16 protein-coding genes and 1 pseudogene are annotated in these 23,277 nt (G+C 61.8%); 12 read left to right on the forward strand and 5 right to left on the reverse strand.

Features of this window, described 5'->3' with window-relative positions; translation table 11 throughout:
• Positions 1-92 precede the first annotated feature (92 nt).
• Positions 93-1,238 (forward strand): MalY/PatB family protein, encoded by a 1,146-nt coding sequence (locus tag B348_RS0128365; protein ID WP_017739407.1) that lies wholly within the window; start codon positions 93-95, stop codon positions 1,236-1,238.
• A gap of 61 nt (positions 1,239-1,299) precedes the next feature.
• Here B348_RS0128365 and B348_RS0128370 read toward each other — a convergent pair whose 3' ends face one another.
• Positions 1,300-5,745 carry a hypothetical protein gene (locus B348_RS0128370; RefSeq protein WP_157356572.1) on the reverse strand — a complete coding sequence of 1,482 codons (4,446 nt, stop codon included), beginning with the start codon at positions 5,743-5,745 and terminating at the stop codon, positions 1,300-1,302.
• A 279-nt stretch (positions 5,746-6,024) separates the two neighbouring features.
• Between B348_RS0128370 and B348_RS0128375 the strand changes: the two genes are divergently transcribed.
• Complete coding sequence (locus B348_RS0128375) at positions 6,025-10,428, forward strand: dermonecrotic toxin domain-containing protein (protein ID WP_017739409.1); 4,404 nt, start codon at positions 6,025-6,027, stop codon at positions 10,426-10,428.
• A gap of 45 nt (positions 10,429-10,473) precedes the next feature.
• Here B348_RS0128375 and B348_RS0128380 read toward each other — a convergent pair whose 3' ends face one another.
• The 4 genes from B348_RS0128380 to B348_RS0128395 form a co-directional block, all read right to left on the reverse strand.
• Positions 10,474-10,689 (reverse strand): molybdopterin-binding protein, encoded by a 216-nt coding sequence (locus tag B348_RS0128380; protein ID WP_003173733.1) that lies wholly within the window; start codon positions 10,687-10,689, stop codon positions 10,474-10,476.
• 148 nt (positions 10,690-10,837) lie between these two features.
• Positions 10,838-11,740: a FecR domain-containing protein gene (locus B348_RS0128385; protein WP_017739410.1), complete on the reverse strand. Its 903-nt coding sequence runs from the start codon at positions 11,738-11,740 to the stop codon at positions 10,838-10,840.
• Positions 11,737-12,243, reverse strand: coding sequence for a sigma-70 family RNA polymerase sigma factor (locus B348_RS0128390; RefSeq protein WP_026137138.1), 507 nt, complete (start codon positions 12,241-12,243; stop codon positions 11,737-11,739). The genes B348_RS0128385 and B348_RS0128390 overlap by 4 nt, the downstream gene beginning before the upstream one ends.
• A gap of 135 nt (positions 12,244-12,378) precedes the next feature.
• On the reverse strand, positions 12,379-13,308 hold the full coding sequence (locus B348_RS0128395) for a LysR family transcriptional regulator (RefSeq protein WP_017739412.1): 930 nt from the start codon (positions 13,306-13,308) through the stop codon (positions 12,379-12,381).
• Between the two features lie 117 nt (positions 13,309-13,425).
• On the opposite strand from B348_RS0128395, the gene B348_RS0128400 reads away from it, so the two are divergent.
• From B348_RS0128400 to B348_RS0128445, 10 genes and pseudogenes are all read left to right on the forward strand, one after another.
• Positions 13,426-14,721, forward strand: a complete 1,296-nt coding sequence (locus B348_RS0128400) for an MFS transporter (RefSeq protein ID WP_017739413.1) — start codon at positions 13,426-13,428, stop codon at positions 14,719-14,721.
• Between the two features lie 16 nt (positions 14,722-14,737).
• Positions 14,738-15,922 carry an L-rhamnonate dehydratase gene (rhmD, locus tag B348_RS0128405; RefSeq protein ID WP_017739414.1) on the forward strand — a complete coding sequence of 395 codons (1,185 nt, stop codon included), beginning with the start codon at positions 14,738-14,740 and terminating at the stop codon, positions 15,920-15,922.
• A gap of 11 nt (positions 15,923-15,933) precedes the next feature.
• Complete coding sequence (locus B348_RS0128410; protein ID WP_017739415.1) at positions 15,934-16,734, forward strand: HpcH/HpaI aldolase/citrate lyase family protein; 801 nt, start codon at positions 15,934-15,936, stop codon at positions 16,732-16,734.
• Between the two features lie 10 nt (positions 16,735-16,744).
• Entirely contained in the window at positions 16,745-18,178 is a 1,434-nt protein-coding gene (aldA, locus tag B348_RS0128415; protein ID WP_017739416.1) for an aldehyde dehydrogenase, read from the forward strand.
• 72 nt (positions 18,179-18,250) lie between these two features.
• The gene (locus B348_RS0128420; protein WP_017739417.1) at positions 18,251-19,126 is read left to right on the forward strand and encodes an amidohydrolase; all 876 of its coding nucleotides are present in this window, start codon (positions 18,251-18,253) and stop codon (positions 19,124-19,126) included.
• Positions 19,126-19,446, forward strand: coding sequence for an L-rhamnose mutarotase (gene rhaM, locus B348_RS0128425; protein ID WP_017739418.1), 321 nt, complete (start codon positions 19,126-19,128; stop codon positions 19,444-19,446). The genes B348_RS0128420 and rhaM overlap by 1 nt, the downstream gene beginning before the upstream one ends.
• 40 nt (positions 19,447-19,486) lie before the next feature.
• A complete protein-coding gene (rhaT, locus tag B348_RS0128430; protein WP_017739419.1) occupies positions 19,487-20,545 on the forward strand; it encodes an L-rhamnose/proton symporter RhaT in 1,059 nt (352 codons plus the stop codon).
• A gap of 28 nt (positions 20,546-20,573) precedes the next feature.
• The gene (locus B348_RS0128435; protein ID WP_017739420.1) at positions 20,574-21,344 is read left to right on the forward strand and encodes an SDR family NAD(P)-dependent oxidoreductase; all 771 of its coding nucleotides are present in this window, start codon (positions 20,574-20,576) and stop codon (positions 21,342-21,344) included.
• A gap of 179 nt (positions 21,345-21,523) precedes the next feature.
• Positions 21,524-22,825, forward strand: a complete 1,302-nt coding sequence (locus B348_RS0128440) for a carbohydrate porin (RefSeq protein WP_017739421.1) — start codon at positions 21,524-21,526, stop codon at positions 22,823-22,825.
• A 240-nt stretch (positions 22,826-23,065) separates the two neighbouring features.
• Positions 23,066-23,277, forward strand: a pseudogene (locus B348_RS0128445) (ribonucleotide-diphosphate reductase subunit beta); the annotation flags it as partial.

The raw sequence follows: 23,277 nt of genomic DNA on the forward strand, positions 1-23,277 counted from the left end.
CGGATCTTGCCGTCAATCAATAAGCTGTGGCCTATAAAAATAATGACGCTAGAATCAGCCCCATTCTAGCGCCCCCAGCCACGAGCCCCCCCATGAGCTTTGATTTCGACACGATCCACCCCCGCCTCGGCACCGGCAGTACCAAATGGAACCGTTACCCGGCCGACGTCCTGCCAATGTGGATCGCCGACATGGACATCGCCGCCCCGCCCGCCGTGTTGCAGGCCCTGCGCGAGCGCCTCGACCAGCAGATCCTCGGCTACAGCGTGGCCGGCCCGGATGTGCGTGAAGCCATCGTCGCCGACCTGTGGGCCAAGTATGCCTGGCGCGTGCAGCCCGAAGACCTGCTGTTCCTGCCGGGCGTCGAGCCGGGTTTCAATATGGCCCTGCATGCCTTTGTGCAACCGGGCCAGCCAGTGGTGCTGCAAACCCCCAACTACCGGCCGATCCGCCTGGCGCCGGGGCATTGGAACCTGCCGAAAATCGAAGTGCCGTTTGAACTGAAAAACGGCGAATACCTGACCCCGCTGCCCGCACTGCGCGACGCCCTGGCCGGCGCTGGCGCGCTGCTGCTGAGCAACCCGCACAACCCGATGGGCAAGGTATTCCCCCGCGAAGAATTGCTGGCCGTGGCCAACGCCTGCCTGGAGCAGGGCGCGTTGATCATCAGCGACGAAATCCACGCCGAGCTATGCTTCGACGGCCGCCGCCACATCCCTACCGCCAGCCTCAGCCCGCAAATCGCCGAGCGCACCATCACGCTGATGTCGGCGAGCAAGGCCTATAACGTTGCCGGCTTGAAGACCTGCTTTGCCGTGATCCAGAACGTCGAGATCCGCGAACGCTTCAACAACGCCCGTTGCGGCATGGTCGACAGCGTCAGCCCCCTGGGTCTGGAAGCCACCCGCGCCGCCTACAGCCAGTGCGGCGAATGGCTGGAAGCGCTGAAGCAGTATCTGCAAGCCAACCGCGACTACCTGCTCGATGCCGTGCAAACCCGCTTGCCCGGCGTGGTCATGCACGCGCCCCAAGGCACCTTCCTCGCCTGGCTGGATTGCACTGCCCTGGGCCTGGAAAACCCGCAACAGTTCTTCCTCGAACAGGCCAAGGTCGGCTTGAGCGCCGGGATCGAGTTCGGCGATGACAGCCAGCAATTCGTGCGCCTGAATTTCGGTTGCCCGCGGGCCATGCTGGAGGAAGGCCTGCAACGCATCGAGCGCAGCTTGAAAGCCCGCTGAAACAGACTGGCACCCACCCATTGCCAGCCCGTCGATGGCATTGCCTCACCCTTGGCATTACTTAAGCCAAGGGTTTATCGGCTTGAACCTTCAGACTGCTCACCTTCGGTACACGAATGGATGAATCCGCCTGGAATGGGGCGGTGATCGTCATCATCACGCCGTCGTTGGTGATGAATTTAGGTCGTGCCTTTTCACCCCCCGCCTCGTCGGAAAAAGCATTTTGGAAAGTCAGCTTACGCTCCTCTCCAGGCTTATCACCCTTCAGGTTTACGGTTAATTCACCCGAGGGTGAAACGCTCCAACCCGAAACCTGAGAGGCGCTGTAATCCAGCCGGACAACACTGTCATTCGGGTCTTTGATGACCACTTCCTTATCGCCCTTGTTAATATAATAAGTATTGGAACCGCCCTCTCCGACAACCGTCGCGCCACCATTGACTATAACGACATTGTTACCCTGACCGGTCAGAACCACATCCTTCTTACCATTTAGAGTAAATGTATTACTCTGTTCATCGCCCACGATATAACTCTTTCCATCCTCAACCGTGATGGCGTTGGAAAATGAGTGAAACCGCGCAATGGGCGTGGCACCGTCTGCTTGCGGGTCTTCAGCACTTACTGCAATAGTTCCCGTCTTGAAGTTAATGACATGCCCGGAATAACGATAACTTCTCGTCACATTACGTTCAGTATGGTCGGTATTCAGTTCACCATTGAACATCAGCGTATTGCTGCCACCTTCCCCCCAGAGTTCGGTTGAACGTTTGCCGAACCCAGCCGTTCTGTCATCCCAGACCTCTCCGACTTCCTTCACTTGCTGGAGTGTCTGTCGGGCATCAGCACCGAAGATGAACGTATCGTCGGCATCACCACCGCTGATCAATTTCTTGCCCCCGCCCATCAAGAAATAGTTGGGCTTCGTCTGCGCGCCCTTCACCCCGTCATCACCGTCGCCGATGTCCCATAGCGTGGCTTTGTTTGGCCCTGGCTCTCCTTCCACGGCGTAACGCTTGCACGCCCATGATTGTTCAGGGGCTCTAATATTGTCGTTGCCATGGTGCTGATCAACGACCGTCTCGTAGCCAGGCATTCCGTCAGTGATGGCATTCACTACGCCGTGACCCGGAATGAACGCAAAAAAAGTCGGGTAAGGCACCCTTACCGATTTTGATTTGACGTCTACATCCAACGAACCATAGACAACCCGTTCAAACAACTCTTTCCCCCCCCCTTCCAAAAACTTCTTGTGCTTGGCCTCTTGAGTGGTCTCATAGGCCTTGCGGTACTTAACCTCCAGATACGGTTTTAATATCTTAAATGGTATTTGGAGGCCCAGGAACGAACCCAACCCAACCGTAAACTTTTGCCCCCCTGTCAACGGCGTTAGTTCATCAATGTCCTCCACGACACGTACAGCCGAATAAACCGCCTGGGCCACCATCAGCACGGCTGCCACAACGAGCCCCGCAGGGCCGGCAGAACTGGCTCCCGCCATGAATGCCGCGGTCAATGCGATAGACGTTGCGGCGCTAGCCACGGAAAATGCACCGTTGACGTAATGGTCTTGAGCGTCTTTACCCGTACTATTGGCAGCCTTGTTAAACGAGTCCACAGCGTTGTAGATATCAAACGGCACACTGAATATCGCCCCGACACCTCCAGCGGCTTTACCCAGCAACTTGCCGATGGTGCTTGCCTGGAACCCCAGGATGGGCGCCGACACTTTATTGATCGTATGTTTCGCAAGCTTGTTAATGCCGGCTTCCGCCGACATACCCACGTAGTCCGACGCCACGGCGCCCAAACCGATGACCCCCGCCGTCGTATCCCCGCGTTGAAGCGCATCGATGGACGCGCGCAGCCCCTGGGACGTGCTGAACGCCTGGAACCCAAGCCCAGCGGTTTGAGTCTTCCCGCCAGGGTTGCCCGATTTTGGCGGGGAGAAAAAGTCGGCAGGCGGTGGTTTACCGCTGCGCTCCAATTCACGTATGGCAGCAGCCTGCCGCGACGTGGCATCGACATGTTTTTGCAGCTGCTCAGGTATAAGGCCACCATCCTTGCGGGTAAACACAGCTGTCGTGTCAGGCTTGCGCCTGGCCGCTACTTCACTGACAACACGCGATGCGCTCGCACCGATCTCAGGCGGTTGTCCTTCCACATAAGCCAAAAAGCGCACGTAGTCGATTTCCACGTCTGCGCTGATATGACCCTGTGCATCCGTGGTCAACGCGCTCTCAATCGGCTTGCCCTGAGCATGGACCCCCATTTTGTAGAGATCGACCCGACTGACGTCCACCTCCCCGACTCGAATCGGCGGGAGACTGCTGTCAAGTGCTTGCAGACGTTTTATTTCAGACGCTTCAATGGCCCTTACTGTAGAGGGCGATGTGCTCGGCGCATCCGGCAGCGGCGTGTTCGGCGTCTCCGGTGGCGTGGGCGGCAACGGATTGCTGGGGGACGCGGTACTGGTGGACGGCGAGGCCGTTGTGGCGGGGGAGAACAGTCGCTTGAGTGAGGCATCGGTGGTGCTGTCGAGCGTTCCATCGTAGAGGCGTGCGGTGAAAGACTCCTCCATAAAGTCCCCAGCGCTTCGGGTTGCGCGTGGGCTTACTTTGTCGCCACCATCGCGAAAGGTCTCTTTGTTATTGACGACCTCCAAAAACCCTGTGGAGTCCGCGTTGTAATAACCGAGCATCCCCAGCTTGCCCGCAACCAGTGCCCCTTGCCTCTGTGCTTGAGCGTCGCCTCCACGCGCTTGAGCCTGACCACCTATTCGATCGGCAACAGTGGTGTCATCTGCAGACGGCGTGGTAAAAAAATCATCCCCAATGACCAAGGCCGGCGGGGTGTCAAACAACAGCCGTGTTTCTGCTTGATCGCCTGGGTTGGCGATAATCACCCTGAGTTTATTGCCAACGGCCTGGGCGGTGGCCGGGTCGCTTTGCGAGAGTTTCTGCAATGCTTCTTTTACGGCATCGCCCACACGAGTTACCCGGCCGGGATCGCCCCCTCCATTGCTCTTTAGATCAACGGTCTTGCCCTCAATAGTGTCACTCTGAAAATGCTTCGGCTTACCGACCTTGTCCTCGACCAGAAGCACCCTATCGCGCTCCATACGCTCAAAGACATAGGGATACTCCGCGGGCGCTGCCGCCTCATTGATAACCCTCTCCAAGCGCTGCCCAAGTGCCTGCATGGGTGGCACGAGGCTCGAGCCAGGGTGTGTGGCAATGAAGAGCTTGACTGAGTCCAGCGCGGCCATCGCGTCATGGTATTGCGGTACCCCGCGACTGGTCTGCATTTTATCCAGCTTCTGCAGCACAAGGTCGTAGTCCCCTACAGCGCCTTGCTCAGGGGTATAGGTTTTAAGGCGAGAATCATCTACCGTCGGTAACCGGACCCCCTTCAGCACATTGATATCGCTCAGCCCACCCAAGGGACGTTCGTACATGAACTTGATGTCGTTGGTGCTGCCGTTTATACCCGCAACATAGTCACGATTAAACACACTGATGAGGTATTGCTGATGACTCGGAAAACCTTTCAAAGGTTTAATGAACGCGTTCAACCCGGGATCGGTAAACACTTTTTTCATTACGTCTTCAAATAAAGCATTGGTCGTAGTTACATCACCAGTATCAATCTCCGTATAACTATGGTTGGGGTCCACAAAGTAATACTTTCGTTTCCCATCCGGGTCAACAATCACGCCAGCGGTCAGACGATGTTCATCACTGCTGATCAGGATCGTCTTAGAGGTTGGTGAATTGATAAGCTGAGGGGCGATGTCCGTATGAGTACCGAGCTTCACGGTGGCAGGATCATGGGAAAATCCAGGATATTTCAACCGGGCTTGCACCTCGGCGATTTTCATAAAGAACGCCTGGGAATCCGGCGTATCCGGGTTGGTAACGGCGTAGTAGATATTGCTCAGAAAAGTCTGTTGCTTACCCTCCGCCACCGCCAGAGACATCAGATGTGACAGCCCTGCACATTCCCCTCCCGCCAGCCGGTTCACCATGGACAGGTAATAGCTTTGCGACAAAGGCGTTACCTTTATGCCTCTGCCTGAGATGACTTTCGTGAACGTTCGCACATTGTTTTGAGAGCCGTTGATAACACGCTGCTCTGCCATGCGTTGCAAAGCCCCGGTTTGCTTCGCCGTTAGGTTTTGGTCCAGCGCTATCCGCATGAGCGCCGTGTCACTCATTGACGGGAAGTAACCAGGCAGCGCTACTGAATTGTGCGCGTTATAGCCTTGCACGAACTCACTGCGGGTGGATTCCAGTTTGGCCACGTTGACTTTCGCTAGAAATAGCGGGGGAACTTCGGCATCCGGAATACCGGCGGAGAGGGGGGGCTGAACCTGCCCCGAAACTTGCCGGGGCGTGCGACGAGCCGCTGGCGCATGCGCTTGTTCAGGAGTGTGTACGCCAGTGTCACCCACGGGCGAGGTGGAAAATACCGGCGCCGGCACGCTAACAGAGGAAGATATTTGCATAAATGACCGCTCTGGCAGAGTTATGAAACCTATCGTCCCTGTAGCTGACAGTCCTGGTTCGGACCAACCTACCAAGCGCGCATTCAGGGCGACTATCGGACTTTTCCGCGCCGAGCCTCACCAGCCCGCTCAGTTAGAAAGCCCTTCCCCGCACACCGCCTCAGCACACGGCGCAAAGCTTACAAAACCGCTAAAACAGGCCGGAACCGCTCAACCGGTTTGCGAGACATACAGGGAACCCCTCTATTTTTCGCAAACCCTCGCGGAGTCAGTTATCCCATGTCGTTTCCGGTCCGCAACATCGCGCCACCTACGCAGTACGTCATCGAGTCCTATACCGGTGACGTGCCGGCCAACCTTCCCCGCTACACCATCCATGCCGATCCGAGGGCCGCGGCCGACCAGCAACTGGCGCACAGCATCGGCCCTGCGCCGTTCCACTACCCCTTGTCCGGCCCGGACTCGCTGTTCAACATACCGCCGGAGTCCACCCTGGGCGTGTGGCTGCACCAACTCGACAACGCCCTGCGCCACCCAGACTTCCAGCGCTGGATGAAAGACCACAACATTTCACCCTCGACGGTACGTTTCGACCCCGTCAACAACATCCTGCATGTGTTCATCGACAGCCAGCCCCGGCAGTTTTCTCTGACCGACGACTCCGGCTTCGCTGCCGTGGCAGGACCGTTGATCCAGGCCGTGCGAACACTGGGTTTTTGGCCACCGTCCAGCGGGCGGTTTCTCAACTACCCGCACAAGCCTTACAACACTGTGCATTTCTATGACGTGTTGCGCTTCTACGGGATCAACCCCTCCGCACCGCCAGACGGCCTCCAGGACTTGACCACGATCCCCCGCGATGACGCCTTGCGGGGAGATGCGGCCCTGGCCGAACAACAACGGCTCGTCGGCGACATCCACGACCGCCACACCCTGCTCGATCACCTCACACGGCTGATGGCCAAGCTACCGACCCCGGCCGTGACGCCAGAGGTCCTCGCGCGCGACCTGAGGGCCCTGCAAGTCCGCGTTCACCCGGGGTCCACGTTTGCCCAGGCACACCCGGGCGCAACCAACGCCACGGTGAACGCCGCGCACTTCATCACCGCCTCCGGCGCGGCGCTGCCCAAAACCCTGGAAGCCTTGAAGGGCTTGATCGAGACGCTACGTGACAGCCCCTTGGAACAGGCCCGCGCGCAACGTGAAAAAAACCGCTACAGCCAGCTGATGCGCGCCACCCACGCCGCACTCCCCAGGGTGCGCGAAGAGGCCAAGAAATGGGCCGAGGCGATTATCTTCAAACTCACCGGCACCCACGTGGATGCCGACACGGTCTATCTCAATCGCTTCCAGGGCGGCGGCCATTCCGCCGACACCCTCAATGGCTGGGAGTGGACGATGCAAGAACCGTGGCGCTCGCAGAAGTTGCCGGATGCGCTGCTCAGCAACTTCAGCGAGGACGACTGGTTGCCAGGCAACATGGATGCATATTCCGGCCTGTACACCGTTGGCGCGGGACAAAGCACCAAAGGCGGTTATGGCGCGCACAATCAATTCCCGCTGCTGGCGTCGGCGGTCATGCATCAGAGCTGGAAAACCGATTTCCAGGGGCTTTTCACGGGCTTGCAGGAGACGTTCTGGAGCAAGCACGGTGACGACTACCGCGCCACATTGAAAGGCGAGTTTGTCAGCCAGGCACGCCAACAACTCGACGCGGGCCAAGCGAGCTTCACCCGCGACGACTATCACCTGGTGATGAACGCCGTGGCCAACCTGCCGCAGGATGAAACGCAACCGCTGACCCTTGAACAACTGCAAGCCACCGCGCCGGTCAAGGGCGTTGTCAGGACCCATCTGCTTGATATCAACGGCCGCCCCTCCACCGACATCCTGCGATTCAGCGCAGCGGACCACACCACCCAGATCCTCTACATACCCGGGCATGTGCCGGCGTTCCTGCGGTTCAAGTCCATCGCCGAGCTGGATGAATGGGTGAAGGAACAAGGCAACTGTCCCGACAAACGCAAGGCGCTGGCATCGCACTTTTCCCTGCGTGATCGCCAGGATGACGACGTGGGTTTCTGGAGCGACTTCGCCTCCTTCATCAGCGGCGACCGCCAGTCGCGCAAAGGCGTGGACAGCGCCCTCAAGTACCTGGGCAACGACTATTGGAGCCACCAGGAAGGTGTGGTCATCGACAGCGGCCGACTGCGGGTCGAGGGCGATGTATTCAACGTGCTCAAGGACAACACCCAACGACGCATGGCCAGCGATGCCGATGTCGCAATCAAGTCCAACAGCGAAGTCACCCGCGACACCTGGCTCAACGACCTGACGGCCGCGGCCGGGCTGATGGCCAAATTTGCCGTGATCGGCGAGCCGCTTGTCGTCGGTACCGCCGTGGCCATCGGAGTGGCGCAGACCACACTGGGGACCGAAAAAGCCATTTCCGGCGACACCCAGGCAGAACGCCAACAAGGCACCTCGAGCGCCCTCGACGGTGCACTCAACAGCCTGTTCTCCCTGGGCGGCGGCATCGCCGAGGAAGAAGCGTTTGAAGCCCCCGTCACGCAACCGTTGCGCCGGGAAGTGTTCGCCGATGGCCGCCAGGCCCAGGTCATGGACCACCCCATCAGTGACACCGCCTACACCCTGCCCCGCAGCAACGGCTATGACGTGGTGGACGGCGACAAGGTCTATCGCTATCAAAACGCCAGGCCCGGTGAGTTGACCGAACTGGAATCGGGCCATAGCGCCGCGCCCCTTGAGGAGGTCGAGGCAGTTTGCCCGGCGCCCGCCACGGGTGGCCGCAACCGGCGCGGCGCCAACACCGAATGCTTCGCCAAACTCATCGCCGACCTGCCCGGCGACGCGGCGCAGCTTCAGGCACTGGAACATGTGCGGCTGTTTCCGTCCAAGGTCGGCCTGTTCAACAAGGCACGCCAGGTGGTCTACGAAAAACGCCTGTACAAGATGATCGATGGCGAAACCGGCCCGCAACTGATACCGGTGGCCAACACCGAACGCATCACCTACAAGAGCCGTATCCGCGGCACGCTGGTCAAGGAGCCGGGGTTTGGCTTCAACGCCGGCGAACCCGTGGGGCCGTTTGCGCAACAGACGCGCGTGGTCAAGCTGAACAAGATCAGCAACATCAGCGATGATCAGCGTCAGCTGCGAGGTGTGGTGGTGACACAGGGCACGCGGCAATACCTGGTGATCGAGGCCGATACTGCCGAGTTCTATTACGCGCCACTGGGTAAAGGAAACAGCACTGAGCTGAACTTCAAAAAATGCAGCACCCTCGACTTGCCCCTGGTGCAGGACTATCGCGCATTCATGAGCCTGTTCAAAGGCGCGCACAGCCTGGATGCAGATCTGGTGGCATTGCCCAGGCTCAAAGACGCCTACACCCAACTGGAAAACGCCGGCTATACCCAGGCCGACCTCGATCAATTGAAGCAAGCCTGCAAAGGTTTGACCGAGGAGCAACAGCGTGAAGTGGTCTACCAACTGCAACGCGCCAGTGCCATCCGTGCACCGGATATCGCCTTGCGCCCCAACAAGGTCACGCCCCTGGAAAAACCGCCGGGGTTCGCCAACTGGCCGGTCAAGCAGCAGAATCAGTTCTATGCCGAAAAAGCCAAGGCTGCAGTGGACCACGCGCTCACCGCCACCGGCCTTGGGCCGGGCAACCAGGTGCGTTCCGCCGCGGACCTGGCCAGAGCCGACGCGGCCCACATGACCCGCGAATGGCTGCTGCGCACCGCCGACCTGCGCGCGCCCAATGCGGGAGACCTGATCATCAAGACCGGCGCCGGCAACTGCGGCGAGATGGCCCTGCTGGCCCGGGACATCATCAGCAAAAGTGGCGGCAGGGCCTACGAATGGGGCGCCGGCGACGCCCATTCGTTCACCGTGGTTGGCGGCCCAAGTACGACGGTCAATGGCACGCTGGATTTCTCTGAAGCCATCTGGGCCGATGCCTGGATTGTCGACCCCTGGGCCGGCATCACCTGCCCCGCTGCCGACTATACGCAGCGGCTCAGATCCACCCTGGCAGCGTGGGACAAGGCCGGCTGGAGGATCCGCTCCGGCGCCAAACCCGATATGCGCCCACTGGACCCGGAGTGGGTGGACACCCTCGTCAACAAGCCGAAGCGGCCCTACGACTTGCCACGTCCACCGGCCACGACGGCCCCTCAGTCTGTCGCCATGGGCGAGTCAATGACCCTGAGCGAAGGCGATGCCCCCTTGATTACCCGAAGTCTCAGCGACTGCTCGGCCCTGGCAGTACTGACCGACTGGAACGGCAGCACCTATCAGACGCGGACACTGATGCACCTGACCGGCAGCAACCTGGAATTTGGTTTGTTGAATGGCAGCACCCGGCACGTGCTGGATAAGCTGCAAGACTCATTGAAAAACGGTGGGAAGGTGATCCTGGTGGGCGGTGTCGATACCCAGTCCACCCAAGGCATGGCCACGGTGATCGGGCAGACTTTTCACGGTCAACAGCCGCTGAAGGCGCTGCTTGAGGAACGCCCCGGCGTCTCGGTGAGCATTGCCGGTTCATCAGGGGTGCAGGTCAACGCCGATGGCACGTTCACCCTGGCCGAAGGCACCGGCAAAGGCGTATTCAGCCCGGAGATGATCAAGCAGATCTTTGAACGTATCGACTGATCACCGCCGGCCAGCCGGCCCCCGCCTGTGCACGGGGGCCATCATTTACAGCTTGGCGATGGACACTTCGGTGGACTTCACAAAGGCAATCACTTCGCTGCCCACTTTCAATTCCAGGTCGCGCACCGAGCGCGTGGTGATCACCGAAGTGACAATGCCGGACGCGGTTTGCACGTCGATTTCGGACACTACTTCGCCCAGCAGGATTTCCTTGATCACGCCCTTGAACTGGTTGCGCACGTTGATCGCTTTGATGGTCATGTCGGCTTTCCTTTTGGCTGTTGGGTCAATCCGCACGAATGCGCAGGCCCTCAAGATGCCGCAGCGGGAAAAAACTTAAAAGGAATATATAGCTCTTTATTTATACCTAACAGGAATATAGAGATTGCACGTGACCCCAGCACAGGACTCAACTGAGGGTGACCCAATACCGCGTGCGCGCCTGCACCTTGAAGCCCAGCGTCGATGCCAGCAGGCTGAGGATGCGGTCCGTGTCGTCCAGGCGAAAACTGCCGGTCACCCGCAACGTTTCCAGGCGCGGCTCCCAGCGCAACACGCCAGGGCGATAGCGTTCCAGCTCGCGCAAGAAATCTCCCAAGGCCTGGTCCTGTGCGGTCAGCACGCCGTCGCGCCAGCCCAGTTGTTGCACATCGAACGCCACCCAAGCGCCAAGGCCGGTGGCTTGCAGCGATGCTTGCTGACCACTGTGCAACGTCGTCGAGCGCCCATAGAGGTCGCGCACCTGCACCGCACCCTTGAGTACCGATACCCGACAGCCAGACGCCAATTGCCGCACGCACACCTCAGCCTGGCTGACCTGGAGTTCGCCATAACGGGTCTGCACCGTCATCGCGCCCGGGCCCGGCACGTTCAACGCCAACTCGCCTTCCACCAACCGGATACGCCGTGGCGCTATGTCCACGGCGCTGGCGGTATTGAGTTGCAGGCTGGCGCCGTCGGCCAGCGCCATGCGCTTGCGCTCGCCGGTGGCGGTGTGCAGGTCGGAGCGCCACACGTCGATGGGCAACTGGCGGCTGATCAGCCACGCCGTCGGCAGCAACGCCGCCACGCCCAGCGCACGCTTGAGCACGGCACGCCGGCCCGGTTGCGGACGGTCGAGGCTGGCCATCGCCAGCGCCTGGGGCAGGCCGCCGAAGCGCTGGCGCAAGGTCTGGGCTTTTTGCCAGGTCTGTTCATGTTGCGGGTGGCTGTCGCGCCAGTGTTGCAATGCGGCGTGATCACCTTCGGTAGCGGTACCGGACTCCAGCAGCGCCAACCACCGGGCCGCAGCGCGGGCAACGTCGCGGCTCACAGCTCCACCAGCAGGCAGTGCTCGTAGGCTTGCGCCATGTAGCGTTTCACGGTGCGCTCGGACACGTCCAGGCGCTCGGCGATCTCGCGATAACCCAGGCCTTCCAGTTGGCTCCACAAAAACGCGCGGCGCACCAGCACCGGCAAGCCATCGAGCAATTCATCCAGGGCTTGCAGGGTTTCCAGCAGCAGCCAACGTTGCTCGGGAGACGGCACACAGGCCTCAGGCAAGCTGGCGAGTGCATTCAGGTAGGCCTGTTCCAGGCTGCGGCGCTGATGAAAGTTGACCAGCAGGCGCTTGCCCACCGTCACCAGATACGCCCGTGGCTCCTGCATCTGCGCGATCGGCTGGGCGCTGGCGAGCACCCGCAGAAACGTATCCTGGCTCAGGTCCGCCGCATCCCAGGCATTGCCCAGGCGCCGGCGCAGCCAGCTTTCCAGCCAACTGCGGTGGTCGCGGTACAGGCTCGACAGCGTCAGTTCGGGGGCGACAACATCATTCATGGCAAGCAACCTGCGCGGCGCGATCATGTCTCAAATGAGATTCATTCTATTTAATATCGCCACGCCACACCACGATCTTTTCAACTGATCGTTCCCACGCTCTGCGTGGGAATGCCGCCCAGGACGCTCCGCGTCCTACAACAACGCCGCCTTCTGCCGCAGCAAGTCGATAAACAACGCCAACTCACGCCCCACCCCTTCGCCCTTGCGCAACAACAGGCCGAACGGCGCCAGGCGCACATCCAGCGCCACCGGCAGGGCCACCACCAGGCCCATTTTCAGATAGTCGCGCAGGGCACTTTCCGACAGCACCATCACCGCGTCCGTCAGCTGGATCAGCTGCTGCATGGAATACACCGAGCTGCATTCAATGATGTCCGCCGGGCTCGGCAACGCCAGGTCTTGCAGCGCCTGATCGAAACCGATCCGCGCCGGGCTGCTTTGCGGTTGCAGGATCCACGGCCAGTCGCGCACCAGCTCCGCCAGCGGCACGTGCTCGCGCTGGGCCAGCGGGTGGCCGGCGTGCACCACCACCAGCATGCGTTCGTTGCCCAGGGGTTCGAAGCTGTAATGCTCGCTGTCGGTGGCGGCGGTGCGGCGGGTGATGGCCAGGTCGATGCGACCCTGTTCCAGCAGTTGGATCACCTGGTCGCTGGTGTCCCCCATGATGCGGATGCGCAGTTGCGGGTTGAGCGCCTTGATCTGCGCGATGCAGTCCATCACCAGGTCCGGCGCGGCGCCCATGATGGTGCCGATGGACAGGTAGCCATAACCGCCCTGCTGGCGCGCCATCAGGTCTTCGGCGCAACGGTCGAGGCCGCTCAGGGCCGATTCGGCAAAGCGGATCAGTTCCTGGCCCAGGGCCGTGGGGCGCATGCCCCGTGGCAAACGCTCGAACAGGTCGCAGCCAAACATGTCCTCGATCTCGCGCAGCATGCGCGTGGCCGCCGGTTGCGACATGTTCAGGGCCTGGGACGCCCGGTGCAGGTTCTGGCTGGAACTGAGGGCCACCAGCATATGCAGGTGCTTGTAGCGCAAACGGTTGAACAGGCTGGGACTACGCATTTTCACCTTTCTTATCGATACCCTGAGGTTATCACTTGTAAGCGAGATTCGATTTGTAGCGCATTGCTCGGCCGCCGTACAGTCCGGCCCATAAGAACAAAACACTGGACTGCCCCTATGAAAACCCTGCCCGCGCCCCTGCTCGCCAAGATTTCCTGGCGGCTGCTGCCCTTCCTGCTGCTGATGTACATCATGGCGTTTCTCGACCGCGCCAACGTCGGGTTTGCCAAGCAAGCCTTCCAGGCCGACACCGGCTTGAGCGATGCCGCGTTTGCCTTTGGCGCCGGCGTGTTCTTTGTCGGCTACGCGCTGCTGGAAGTGCCGAGCAACCTGATCCTGCACCGTGTCGGCGCCCGCCTGTGGATGTGCCGGATCATGGTCAGCTGGGGCCTGATCTCGGCGGCGATGGTCTTCGCCCACAACGAAACCAGCTTCTACGTCCTGCGCTTTCTTCTCGGTGTTGCCGAAGCCGGCTTCTTCCCCGGCGTGATCCTCTACCTCACCTACTGGTTCCCCCAGGCCGTGCGCGGCAAGGCCATGGGCTTCTTCTACTTTGGCGCGCCGCTGGCGTTTATCTTTGGCAGCCCGTTGTCCGGCCTGCTCCTGGAAATGGACGGCTGGGCCGGCCTCCACGGCTGGCAGTGGCTGTTCGCCGTCGAAGGCCTGATGGCCTCGGTGGTGGGCATCTGGGCCTACTTCTACCTGGACAACCGCCCCGCCGATGCCAAGTGGCTCACACCTGATGAGCGCCAGCAGATCCAAACCCTGCTCGACGGCGAAGACCAACACAAAACCTCCCACGGCCGCAGCCTGCTCAACGTGCTGTGCCAACCCTCGGTGCTGTACCTGTGCCTGGTGTACCTGCTGATCCAGGCCAGTGTGTACGGCGTGGTGTTTTACCTGCCGACCCAGGTCGGTGGCCTGCTCGGCACCAAGGTCGGCCTGATGGTCGGGCTGGTCTCGGCGATTCCGTGGGTGTGCGCGCTGTTTGCGGCCTGGTGGATTCCGGCCTATTCCGACCGCACCGGCCTGCGTCGGCAAACCGCCTGCCTGACCCTGCTGATGGCCGCCGCTGGCATCGCCTGTTCGGTGACCTTTGCCAGCCCGCTGCTGGGCATGCTCGCCCTGTGTTTTGCCGCCTCCGGTTTTATCGCGGTGCAGCCGGTGTTCTGGACCTTTCCATCGAGCTACCTGGCCGGCAGCGCCGCCGCAGCCGGCATTGCGCTGATCAATTCCTTCGGCGCCCTCGGCGGCTTTATCGCGCCGGTGCTCAAGCACTGGGCCGAAGGCGCCTTCCATTCCCCGGCGGCCGGTCTGTACCTGCTGTCCGCCACCACGGTACTGGCTGCGTTGCTGGTACTGGGCATCCATTCACCCGGCCCTAAAGCGTCGAACACGCCGGCCACTGTTTAACTCCAGGAGTCACACCATGGGCAACCTCACTATCAAACACGTGCGCGCCTTTGTACTGCGCGGCGGCGGCGCCGATTACCACGACCAGGGCGACGGCCACTGGATCGACGACCATATCTCCACGCCGATGAGCAAATACCCGGAGTACCGCCAGAGCCGCCGCAGCTTCGGCATCAACGTGCTCGGCACGCTGGTGGTGGAGATCGAAGCCAGCGACGGCACCGTCGGTTTTGCCGTGACCACCGGCGGCGAACCGGCGGCCTATATCGTCGAGAAACACCTGGCGCGTTTCATCGAAGGCGCCCGCGTCACCGACATCGAAAAGATCTGGGACCAGATGTACCAGTCCACCCTCTACTACGGGCGCAAGGGCCTGGTGATCAACACGATCTCCGGCGTCGATCTGGCGCTGTGGGACCTGCTCGGCAAACTGCGCCAGGAACCGGTGCACCAGCTGCTCGGCGGCGCAGTGCGTGACGAACTGCAGTTCTACGCCACCGGCGCCCGCCCCGACCTCGCCCAGAAGATGGGCTTTATCGGCGGCAAGATGCCCCTGCACCACGGCCCCAGCGAAGGCGAAGCAGGCCTGCGCAAAAACCTCGAAGAACTGGCCACCATGCGCGAGCGGGTCGGCCCGGACTTCTGGCTGATGCTCGATTGCTGGATGAGCCTGGACCTGAACTACGCGACCAAACTGGCCATCGGCGCCCATGAATACGGCCTCAAGTGGATCGAAGAAGCGCTGTCGCCGGACGATTACTGGGGCTACGCCGCCCTGCGCAACAACGTGCCCAAGGGCATGCTGGTGACCACCGGCGAACACGAAGCCACGCGCTGGGGTTTCCGCATGCTCCTGGAAATGGGCTGCTGCGACATTATCCAGCCGGATGTCGGCTGGTGCGGCGGCCTCACCGAGCTGGTGAAAATCTCCGCCCTCGCCGATGCGCACAACGCCATGGTCGTGCCCCACGGCTCCTCGGTGTACAGCTACCACTTCGTCGCCACCCGCCATAACAGCCCGTTCGCCGAGTTCCTGATGATGGCGCCGAAGGCCGATGAAGTGGTGCCGATGTTCCACCCGCAACTGCTCGGCGAGCCGGTGCCGGTGAATGGCCGCATGCGCCTGTCGGCGTTGGACAAACCCGGCTTCGGCGTTGACCTGAACCCGGATTGCCAACTGCACCGTCCCTACAACCGCTGAGGAAACCTGCCATGCACATGCCCCGCAACGGCTTCAAGGCCGCCTTGGCCAACGACGCCACGCAATACGGCATCTGGGCCGGTTTCGCCACCGGCTACGCCGCCGAAATCGTCGCCAGCCTCGGTTACGACTGGATGCTGATCGACGGCGAGCACGCGCCGAACACCGTGCCCAGCGTGCTCAACCAATTGCAGACCGTGGCACCCTACGCCACCGCGCCTGTAGTACGCGCAGTGAATGGCGACGCCAACCTGATCAAGCAACTGCTCGATGTTGGCGCGCAGACGCTGATGATCCCCATGGTCGAAACCGCCGAACAGGCCCAGGCCCTGGTGCGTGCCATGCGTTACCCGCCCCACGGCATCCGTGGCGTCGGCGGCGGCCTGACCCGCGCCACCCGCTGGGACGGCGTCGACAACTACCTCACCACCGCCCATGAAGAGCTGTGCCTGATCGTGCAAGTGGAGTCGCGCCTGGGGGTGGAAAACGTCGCCGCGATTGCCGCCGTCGAAGGCGTGCACGCGGTATTCATCGGCCCGGCCGACCTGTCCATCGGCCTCGGCCACGCCGGCAACCCCGGCCATCCTGAGGTGCAGGAGCGGATCAAGCACGCGGTGGACGCGACCCTCGCCGCTGGCAAAGTCTGCGGCATCCTCGCGCCCAATGAAGACGACGCCCGCCGCTACCAGGCCTGGGGTTGCCGCTTTATCGCGGTGGCCATCGACATCAGCCTGCTGCGCCAGAGCGCCCTGGCCACCCTCGCCCGTTATCGCCCGGTGGGCGAAAACAAAGCCCCGTCGCGTACCTACTAAGGAGCTGCCCATGTCATCCGTTCCCGTGTACCAGAACTTCATCAACGGCCGCTTCGTCGCGAGCGAAGCCCACATCGACGTGCTCAACCCAGCCACCGGCGCGCTGCTGTCCAAGGTGCCGGCGTCCACGGCTGCCGATGTGGACCAGGCCCTCGCCGCCGCACGCCAGGCGCAAACAGATTGGGCGCGCAAACCGGCCATCGAACGCGCCGGGCACCTGCGCCGCATCGCCGCCAAGCTGCGTGAAAACGTGGCGTACCTGGCACGCACCATCACCCTGGAACAAGGCAAGGTCAGCGGGCTGGCCGAGGTCGAAGTGAACTTCACCGCCGACTACCTCGACTACATGGCCGAGTGGGCGCGACGCATCGAAGGCGAGATCATCACCAGCGACCGCCCGAACGAAAACATCTTCCTGTTCCGCAAGCCGCTGGGCGTGGTGGCCGGCATCCTGCCGTGGAATTTCCCGTTCTTCCTCATCGCCCGCAAAATGGCGCCGGCGCTGCTCACCGGCAACACCATCGTGATCAAGCCCAGCGAAGAAACGCCGAACAACTGCTTTGAATTCGCCAGGCTCGTCGCCGAAACCGACCTGCCCGCCGGCGTGTTCAACGTGGTGTGCGGCGACGGCCAGGTCGGCGGCGCCCTCACCGCGCACCAGGGCGTGGACATGATCAGCTTTACCGGCAGCGTCGCCACCGGCTCGCGGATCATGGCCGCCGCCGCGCCGAACATCACCAAGCTCAACCTCGAACTGGGTGGCAAGGCGCCGGCCATTGTGCTGGCCGACGCCGACCTGGACCTGGCGGTCAAAGCCATCCGCGACTCACGCATCATCAACACCGGCCAGGTGTGCAACTGCGCTGAGCGGGTGTACGTGGAGCGCAAGGTCGCCGACCAGTTTATCGAGCGCATCAGCGCGGCGATGGCCGCCACGCGCTATGGCGACCCGCTGGCCCAGGCCGATATGGAGATGGGCCCGCTGATCAACCGCCAGGGCCTGGACAACGTCAACCGCAAGGTGCGCACCGCGCTGAGCCAGGGCGCCAACTTGATCACGGGCGGGCAGATCGCCGACCTGGGCGCAGGCTTTCACTTCCAGCCGACGGTGTTGGCCGGCTGCCGCGCCGACATGGAGATCATGCGCGAAGAGATCTTCGGCCCGGTGCTGCCGATCCAGATTGTCGACGACCTCGACGAAGCCATCGCCCTGGCCAACGACTGCGACTACGGCCTGACTTCGTCGATCTACACCCGCGACCTGGGCAAGGCGATGCACGCGGTGCGCGAGCTCGACTTTGGTGAAACCTACGTCAACCGCGAGAACTTCGAAGCCATGCAAGGCTTCCATGCCGGCGTGCGCAAATCCGGGATCGGCGGGGCCGACGGCAAGCATGGCCTGTACGAATACACCCATACCCACGTGGTGTACCTGCAGAGCTGATCTGGTTAAACGGGCCCGCTCACGGTAGCGTGCGGGCCCTTCCCAATGTGCTTGCGATAAGGACTGCCCCCCATGCCCCTGACGCCCTACAGCGGCCCGATCATCGACAGCCACCTGCACCTGTTCGACCCGCGCCGGCCCCAAGGCATCCCCTGGCCCGAGCCGGGCAACCGCTTGTATGCCGCGCATCTGCCGGCGGATTACTGGGCGCTGGCCGCGCCCCATAACGTGGTCGGTGCGATTGCCGTGGAAGCCAGCCCGTGGCGCGACGACAACCGCTGGTTGCTGCATACCCTGCGCAGCGACCCGCGCATGCTCGGCTTTGTCGGCAACCTCGACCCGTTGCACGCGGACTTCGCCCATGACCTCGAAGCGCTGGCCGACGAGCCGCTGTTCCTCGGCCTGCGCTACGGCAACCTGTGGGACCGCGACCTGCTGCTGGACCAGACCCGCCCCGGTTTTATCGACGGCCTGCGCGAACTCGCCGCCACCGGCCGCAGCCTGGACAGCGCCAACCCGAACCCGCGTTTGATCAAGGGTTTGTTGCACCTGAGCGATGCCTTGCCCGAGCTGCGCATCATCGTCGATCACCTGCCCAACGCCCAGGTGCCCACCGGCGAAGAAGCGGCGTATCACGCCGACCTGCTGCGCCTGGCCGAGCGGCCGAATGTGTTCGCCAAACTGGCGGAAATCCCGCAAGTCGGTCCCCAGGGATTGATCAGCGACACGGCGTTCTACAACGACCGCCTGGCCGTGCTGTGGCAAGCCTTTGGTGAAGACCGTTGCTTCTTTGGCAGCGACTGGCCCAACAGCGATCACCTCGCGGATTTCGCCACCACCCTGGGCCTGGTCAAAGGCTGCATGGCCGACAAACCCGCGGCGGTGCAAAGCAAATTCTTCGTGCACAACGCCGTCCGGGTCTACACCCCCGACGCAGGAGCCCAGTGATGCAGACCCGCGCCTTTCGCATGAACCTCAACCCCGGCCAGGCCGATGAATACCGCAAGCGCCACGACGAGATCTGGCCCGAACTGGCCCAGGCCCTGCTGGACGCCGGCGTGGTGGATTACCGGATTTTCCTCGATGAATCGAGCAACGCGCTGTTCGCCGTGCTCACTCACGAAGACGCCCACGGCCTCGATGAACTGCCCGGCACCGCGTTGATGCAGCGTTGGTGGAACCACATGCAGGACATCATGCCCAGCCATGCGGATGCCTCGCCGATCAGCGTCGATCTACAGCCCATGTTCCACCTCACGCGCCCCTGACCAATCAAGCCCACAACAACAATAAAAAGGATTCGACTACGTGGAAATCATTCTCCTCGGTGTGATTCTGCACTTTATCGGCGGCTTCGCTTCCGGCAGTTTCTACATCCCCTACAAGAAGGTCCGCGGCTGGGCCTGGGAAAGTTATTGGATCACCGGTGGCCTGGTGTCCTGGCTGATCGTGCCGCTGATTGCCGCGCAATTGACGGTGCCGGGCTGGGTGCAGATCCTGCGCGATGCCGACACCAGCACGCTGCTGTGGACGTACATGTTCGGCGTGTTGTGGGGCATCGGCGGGCTGACGTTTGGCCTGACCATGCGCTACCTCGGCCTGTCCCTGGGCATGTCGCTGATCATGGGCCTCACCTCGGCCCTCGGCGCCCTGATGCCGGCGCTGTACCGCGACCTGTTCACCGACGCCACCGAAGGCACGCTGACCTCAATGCTGGCTTCCCAGGGCGGCCATTGGGTGCTGTGGGGCGTGGCGGTGTCGCTGGTCGGCATCGCGGTGTGCGGCAAGGCCGGGTTGATCAAGGAACGGGAAGTGTCCCAGGCGGTGAAGTTTGCCAGTGTCAGCGAGTTTTCCCTGGGCAAGGGCATGCTGGTGGCGGTGATCTCCGGCGTGCTCAGTGCCTGTTTCAGCTACGGCATTTCCGCCGGGCGCCCACTCGCGGCCGCTGCGGTGGAGCATGGCGCCAACAGCCTGTTCCAGAACAACGTGACCTTCATGGTGATCATGTGGGGCGGCCTGACCACCAACGGCCTCTGGTGCCTGTGGCTGAACTGGCGCAACCGCACCTTCCACAACTACACCGACCGCAGCACCCCGCTGCTGGGCAACTACCTGCTGGTGGCGGTCGCCGGCACGCTGTGGTTCTTGCAGTTCTTTTTCTACGGCATGGGCGAAAGCCGCCTGCAGAACGACGCCAGTTCGTGGGTGCTGCACATGTCATTCATCATCATCGTGTCCAACTGCTGGGGCCTGTATTTCCGCGAATGGCACGGCACCAGTGCCGCCAACAAAGGCGTGCTGGTGGCCGGGATCGCGGTGATCCTCGGCGCAATCGCCATGGTCGGCTACGGCAATTACCTCGGCTGAGGCCGCTTATTTTTGAAGGAGTGTTGTTATGTTGCTTGCAGATAAAACCGTGATCATCACCGGTGCCTCCCGTGGCATCGGCCGCGCCGCCGCCCGTGAATGCGCGCGCCAGGGCGCCCGCGTGGTGATCGGCCACAGCGGCAGCGGCCAGGGCACCGAGGCGGCGTATTCGTTGATCGAAGAGATAGAGGCGTTTGGCGGCGCAGCCATCGAAGTGGGCGGCGACGCGGCCGACCCGGACACCGGCGACAAGCTGGTGGCCGGCGCGGTGAAGGCCTTTGGCAGCGTCGACGTGTTCGTCAACAACGCCGGCATCTGCCCGTTCCACTCGTTCCTCGACATGCCCCGCGAGGTCTACCTGAAGACCGTCAACACCAACCTCAACGGCGCCTACTTCGCCGTACAGGCGGCGGCCAACCAGATGAAAAACCAGGGCCGCGGCGGCGCGATCATCGCGGTCAGCTCCATCAGCGCCCTGGTGGGCGGCGGCATGCAAACCCACTACACGCCGACCAAGGCCGGCCTGCATTCGCTGATGCAATCCTGCGCGATTGCCCTGGGGCCGTACGGGATTCGTTGCAACTCGGTGCTGCCGGGGACGATTGCCACGGATATCAACAAAGAGGATCTGGCGGATGCGGAGAAGCTCGCCTATATGACCTCGCGAACGCCGCTGGGCCGCCTCGGTGAGCCGGACGATGTGGCGGGGCCGATTGTGTTCCTGGCCTCGGACATGGCGCGTTATGTGACCGGTGCGTCCTTGCTCGTCGATGGCGGGCTGTTCGTCAACCTCCAATAACACCCCGCGCTCTCCCAAACACCACAGTTCCAATGTGGGAGCGGGCTTGCCCGCGATAGCGGTGGTTCAGTCAGCAATGTAGTGACTGGATGACCGCCATCGCGGGCAAGCCCGCTCCCACAGGGAGGGCCTCTGTGTGCCTGAAATTCCATAAAAACAACAATCCAAGGAGCTTTTCCATGCGCACCACTTACCCCCTGGCCCTGCTCTGTAGTGCCCTCTCCACTTGCGCCTACAGCGCCCCCGCGATGCTCGGCGACTGGAACGGCCTGCGCCCGCAACTGGCCGAACAGGGCTACGACTTCACCCTCAAATACGTCGGCGAAGTCGGTTCCAACCTCGGTGGCGGCTACGACTCCCACACCACGGCACGCTGGAGCGATCAACTGATCCTCGGCGTGGACATGGACCTGCAAAAACTCCTCGGCTGGCAGGACGCGACCTTGCGCATCGGCATCGGCGAGCGCCATGGCAAGGACATCACCAACGACCGCGTCCACCACCCCAACGCCACCGGGCTGACCTCGACCATGGAAGTGTTCGGCGGCGGCAATGCCTGGCGGTTGTCGCAGTTCTGGTATGAGCAGAAGTTCTTCGACAGGAAATTCGCCCTGAAACTCGGGCGTTTCGGCCACGGCGAAGACTTCGACCAGTTCCCCTGCGAATTCCAGAACGTGACCCTGTGCGGTTCCCAGGAAGGCAACTGGAACGGCGTGTGGAACAGCTTCCCCATCAGCCAGTGGGCGGTGCGCGCCAAGTACCAGTTCACGGACGCATTCGCCCTGCAAGTCGGCGCCTACGACAAGAACCCGGGCAACGCCGAAGCCAGCAACGGCTTCAAGCCGTTTATCAGCGGCTCCCAAGGCACCAGTTTTCCCATCGAAGCGATCTGGAAAGGGCACATTGATGGGCTGAATTCGGAGTACCACGCCGGCTATTACTACGCCAACGCCGACACCAAGGACATGCTCAAGGACGCCGACGGCAACTACGCCGCCAGCTCGCAAAAACCTTACCGGATGTACTCCAGCAACAGTGGCTGGTGGCTGTCCGGCCAGCAGCAATTGACCACGGTAGACGGCAACAACAAGCGCGGGCTCAACGTGTTCGCCAACCTCACGGTGAATGACCCGGACAAAAGCGTGATCAAGAACCTGATCCAGGTCGGTTTGATTTACCGAGGCCCGTTCGATTCACGTCCCGATGACACCTTCGGCGTGGGCGCATCGAAGCTGCAGGTCAGCGACCGTTACACGCGCAACACGCAAATGCTCAATGCGGCGAATGGCGTGACGTCCATTGACGACCCGCTCTACGTCCCAGAGCAACGCCGCGAATACAGTTACGAGATCAACTACGGCGTGCAGGCAACAACATGGCTGATGGTGCGGCCCAACCTGCAATACGTGAAGTACCCCGGTGGGCTGACGCAAACCCGTGGCGCGGTGGTGGGTGGGGTGCAATTTATCGCGGATTTCTAAGCCCTGGTCCTGACGTGACTGAAGACTGGCAGCGACCCAAGACCGCACATCTTGTGCGTTGACCAGTCTTGTTACACACCATATAGTGTGCCCACAAACAAAACAGACCACTACATAGTGTGCAGCATCGGTATTTACCGACCACACTCTGCGCAGTATTTCAATGCCTAGTAGCCTGCAAACCGCATATTTTTGGACGGGTTCACACGCCGTCAGAACAGACCAGGAAGGAGTATTTCAATGCTGAGTTGGGATGAAGTCGACAACGAAGACACCGGTGCAGCGGTGATCAAGGGCGCCAACGCCGGCCACGCCAGCGAAGCCAACATGGACCGTCTCGACGGTGCCGGCGCTGCCGCCGCGCTGGAAGCCCGTAACGTGACCGCCAACGACTCCGCCGCGATCATCCGCGCCAAGGCTGCCCTCGACAAACTCGACATCGCCGAAGGCCT

It is taken from the genome of Pseudomonas sp. CBZ-4 (genome assembly GCF_000346755.1).
GTDB lineage: Bacteria > Pseudomonadota > Gammaproteobacteria > Pseudomonadales > Pseudomonadaceae > Aquipseudomonas.

What these genes read in the sequence shown, in the direction of transcription:
- B348_RS0128365 (WP_017739407.1), top strand. Translation starts at nt 93, where the DNA reads ATGAGCTTTGATTTCGACACGATCCACCCCCGCCTCGGCACCGGCAGT.
- B348_RS0128370 (WP_157356572.1), bottom strand. Translation starts at nt 5,745, where the DNA reads ATGCAAATATCTTCCTCTGTTAGCGTGCCGGCGCCGGTATTTTCCACC.
- B348_RS0128375 (WP_017739409.1), top strand. Translation starts at nt 6,025, where the DNA reads ATGTCGTTTCCGGTCCGCAACATCGCGCCACCTACGCAGTACGTCATC.
- B348_RS0128380 (WP_003173733.1), bottom strand. Translation starts at nt 10,689, where the DNA reads ATGACCATCAAAGCGATCAACGTGCGCAACCAGTTCAAGGGCGTGATC.
- B348_RS0128390 (WP_026137138.1), bottom strand. Translation starts at nt 12,243, where the DNA reads ATGAATGATGTTGTCGCCCCCGAACTGACGCTGTCGAGCCTGTACCGC.
- B348_RS0128395 (WP_017739412.1), bottom strand. Translation starts at nt 13,308, where the DNA reads ATGCGTAGTCCCAGCCTGTTCAACCGTTTGCGCTACAAGCACCTGCAT.
- B348_RS0128400 (WP_017739413.1), top strand. Translation starts at nt 13,426, where the DNA reads ATGAAAACCCTGCCCGCGCCCCTGCTCGCCAAGATTTCCTGGCGGCTG.
- rhmD (WP_017739414.1), top strand. Translation starts at nt 14,738, where the DNA reads ATGGGCAACCTCACTATCAAACACGTGCGCGCCTTTGTACTGCGCGGC.
- B348_RS0128410 (WP_017739415.1), top strand. Translation starts at nt 15,934, where the DNA reads ATGCACATGCCCCGCAACGGCTTCAAGGCCGCCTTGGCCAACGACGCC.
- aldA (WP_017739416.1), top strand. Translation starts at nt 16,745, where the DNA reads ATGTCATCCGTTCCCGTGTACCAGAACTTCATCAACGGCCGCTTCGTC.
- B348_RS0128420 (WP_017739417.1), top strand. Translation starts at nt 18,251, where the DNA reads ATGCCCCTGACGCCCTACAGCGGCCCGATCATCGACAGCCACCTGCAC.
- rhaM (WP_017739418.1), top strand. Translation starts at nt 19,126, where the DNA reads ATGCAGACCCGCGCCTTTCGCATGAACCTCAACCCCGGCCAGGCCGAT.
- B348_RS0128435 (WP_017739420.1), top strand. Translation starts at nt 20,574, where the DNA reads ATGTTGCTTGCAGATAAAACCGTGATCATCACCGGTGCCTCCCGTGGC.
- B348_RS0128440 (WP_017739421.1), top strand. Translation starts at nt 21,524, where the DNA reads ATGCGCACCACTTACCCCCTGGCCCTGCTCTGTAGTGCCCTCTCCACT.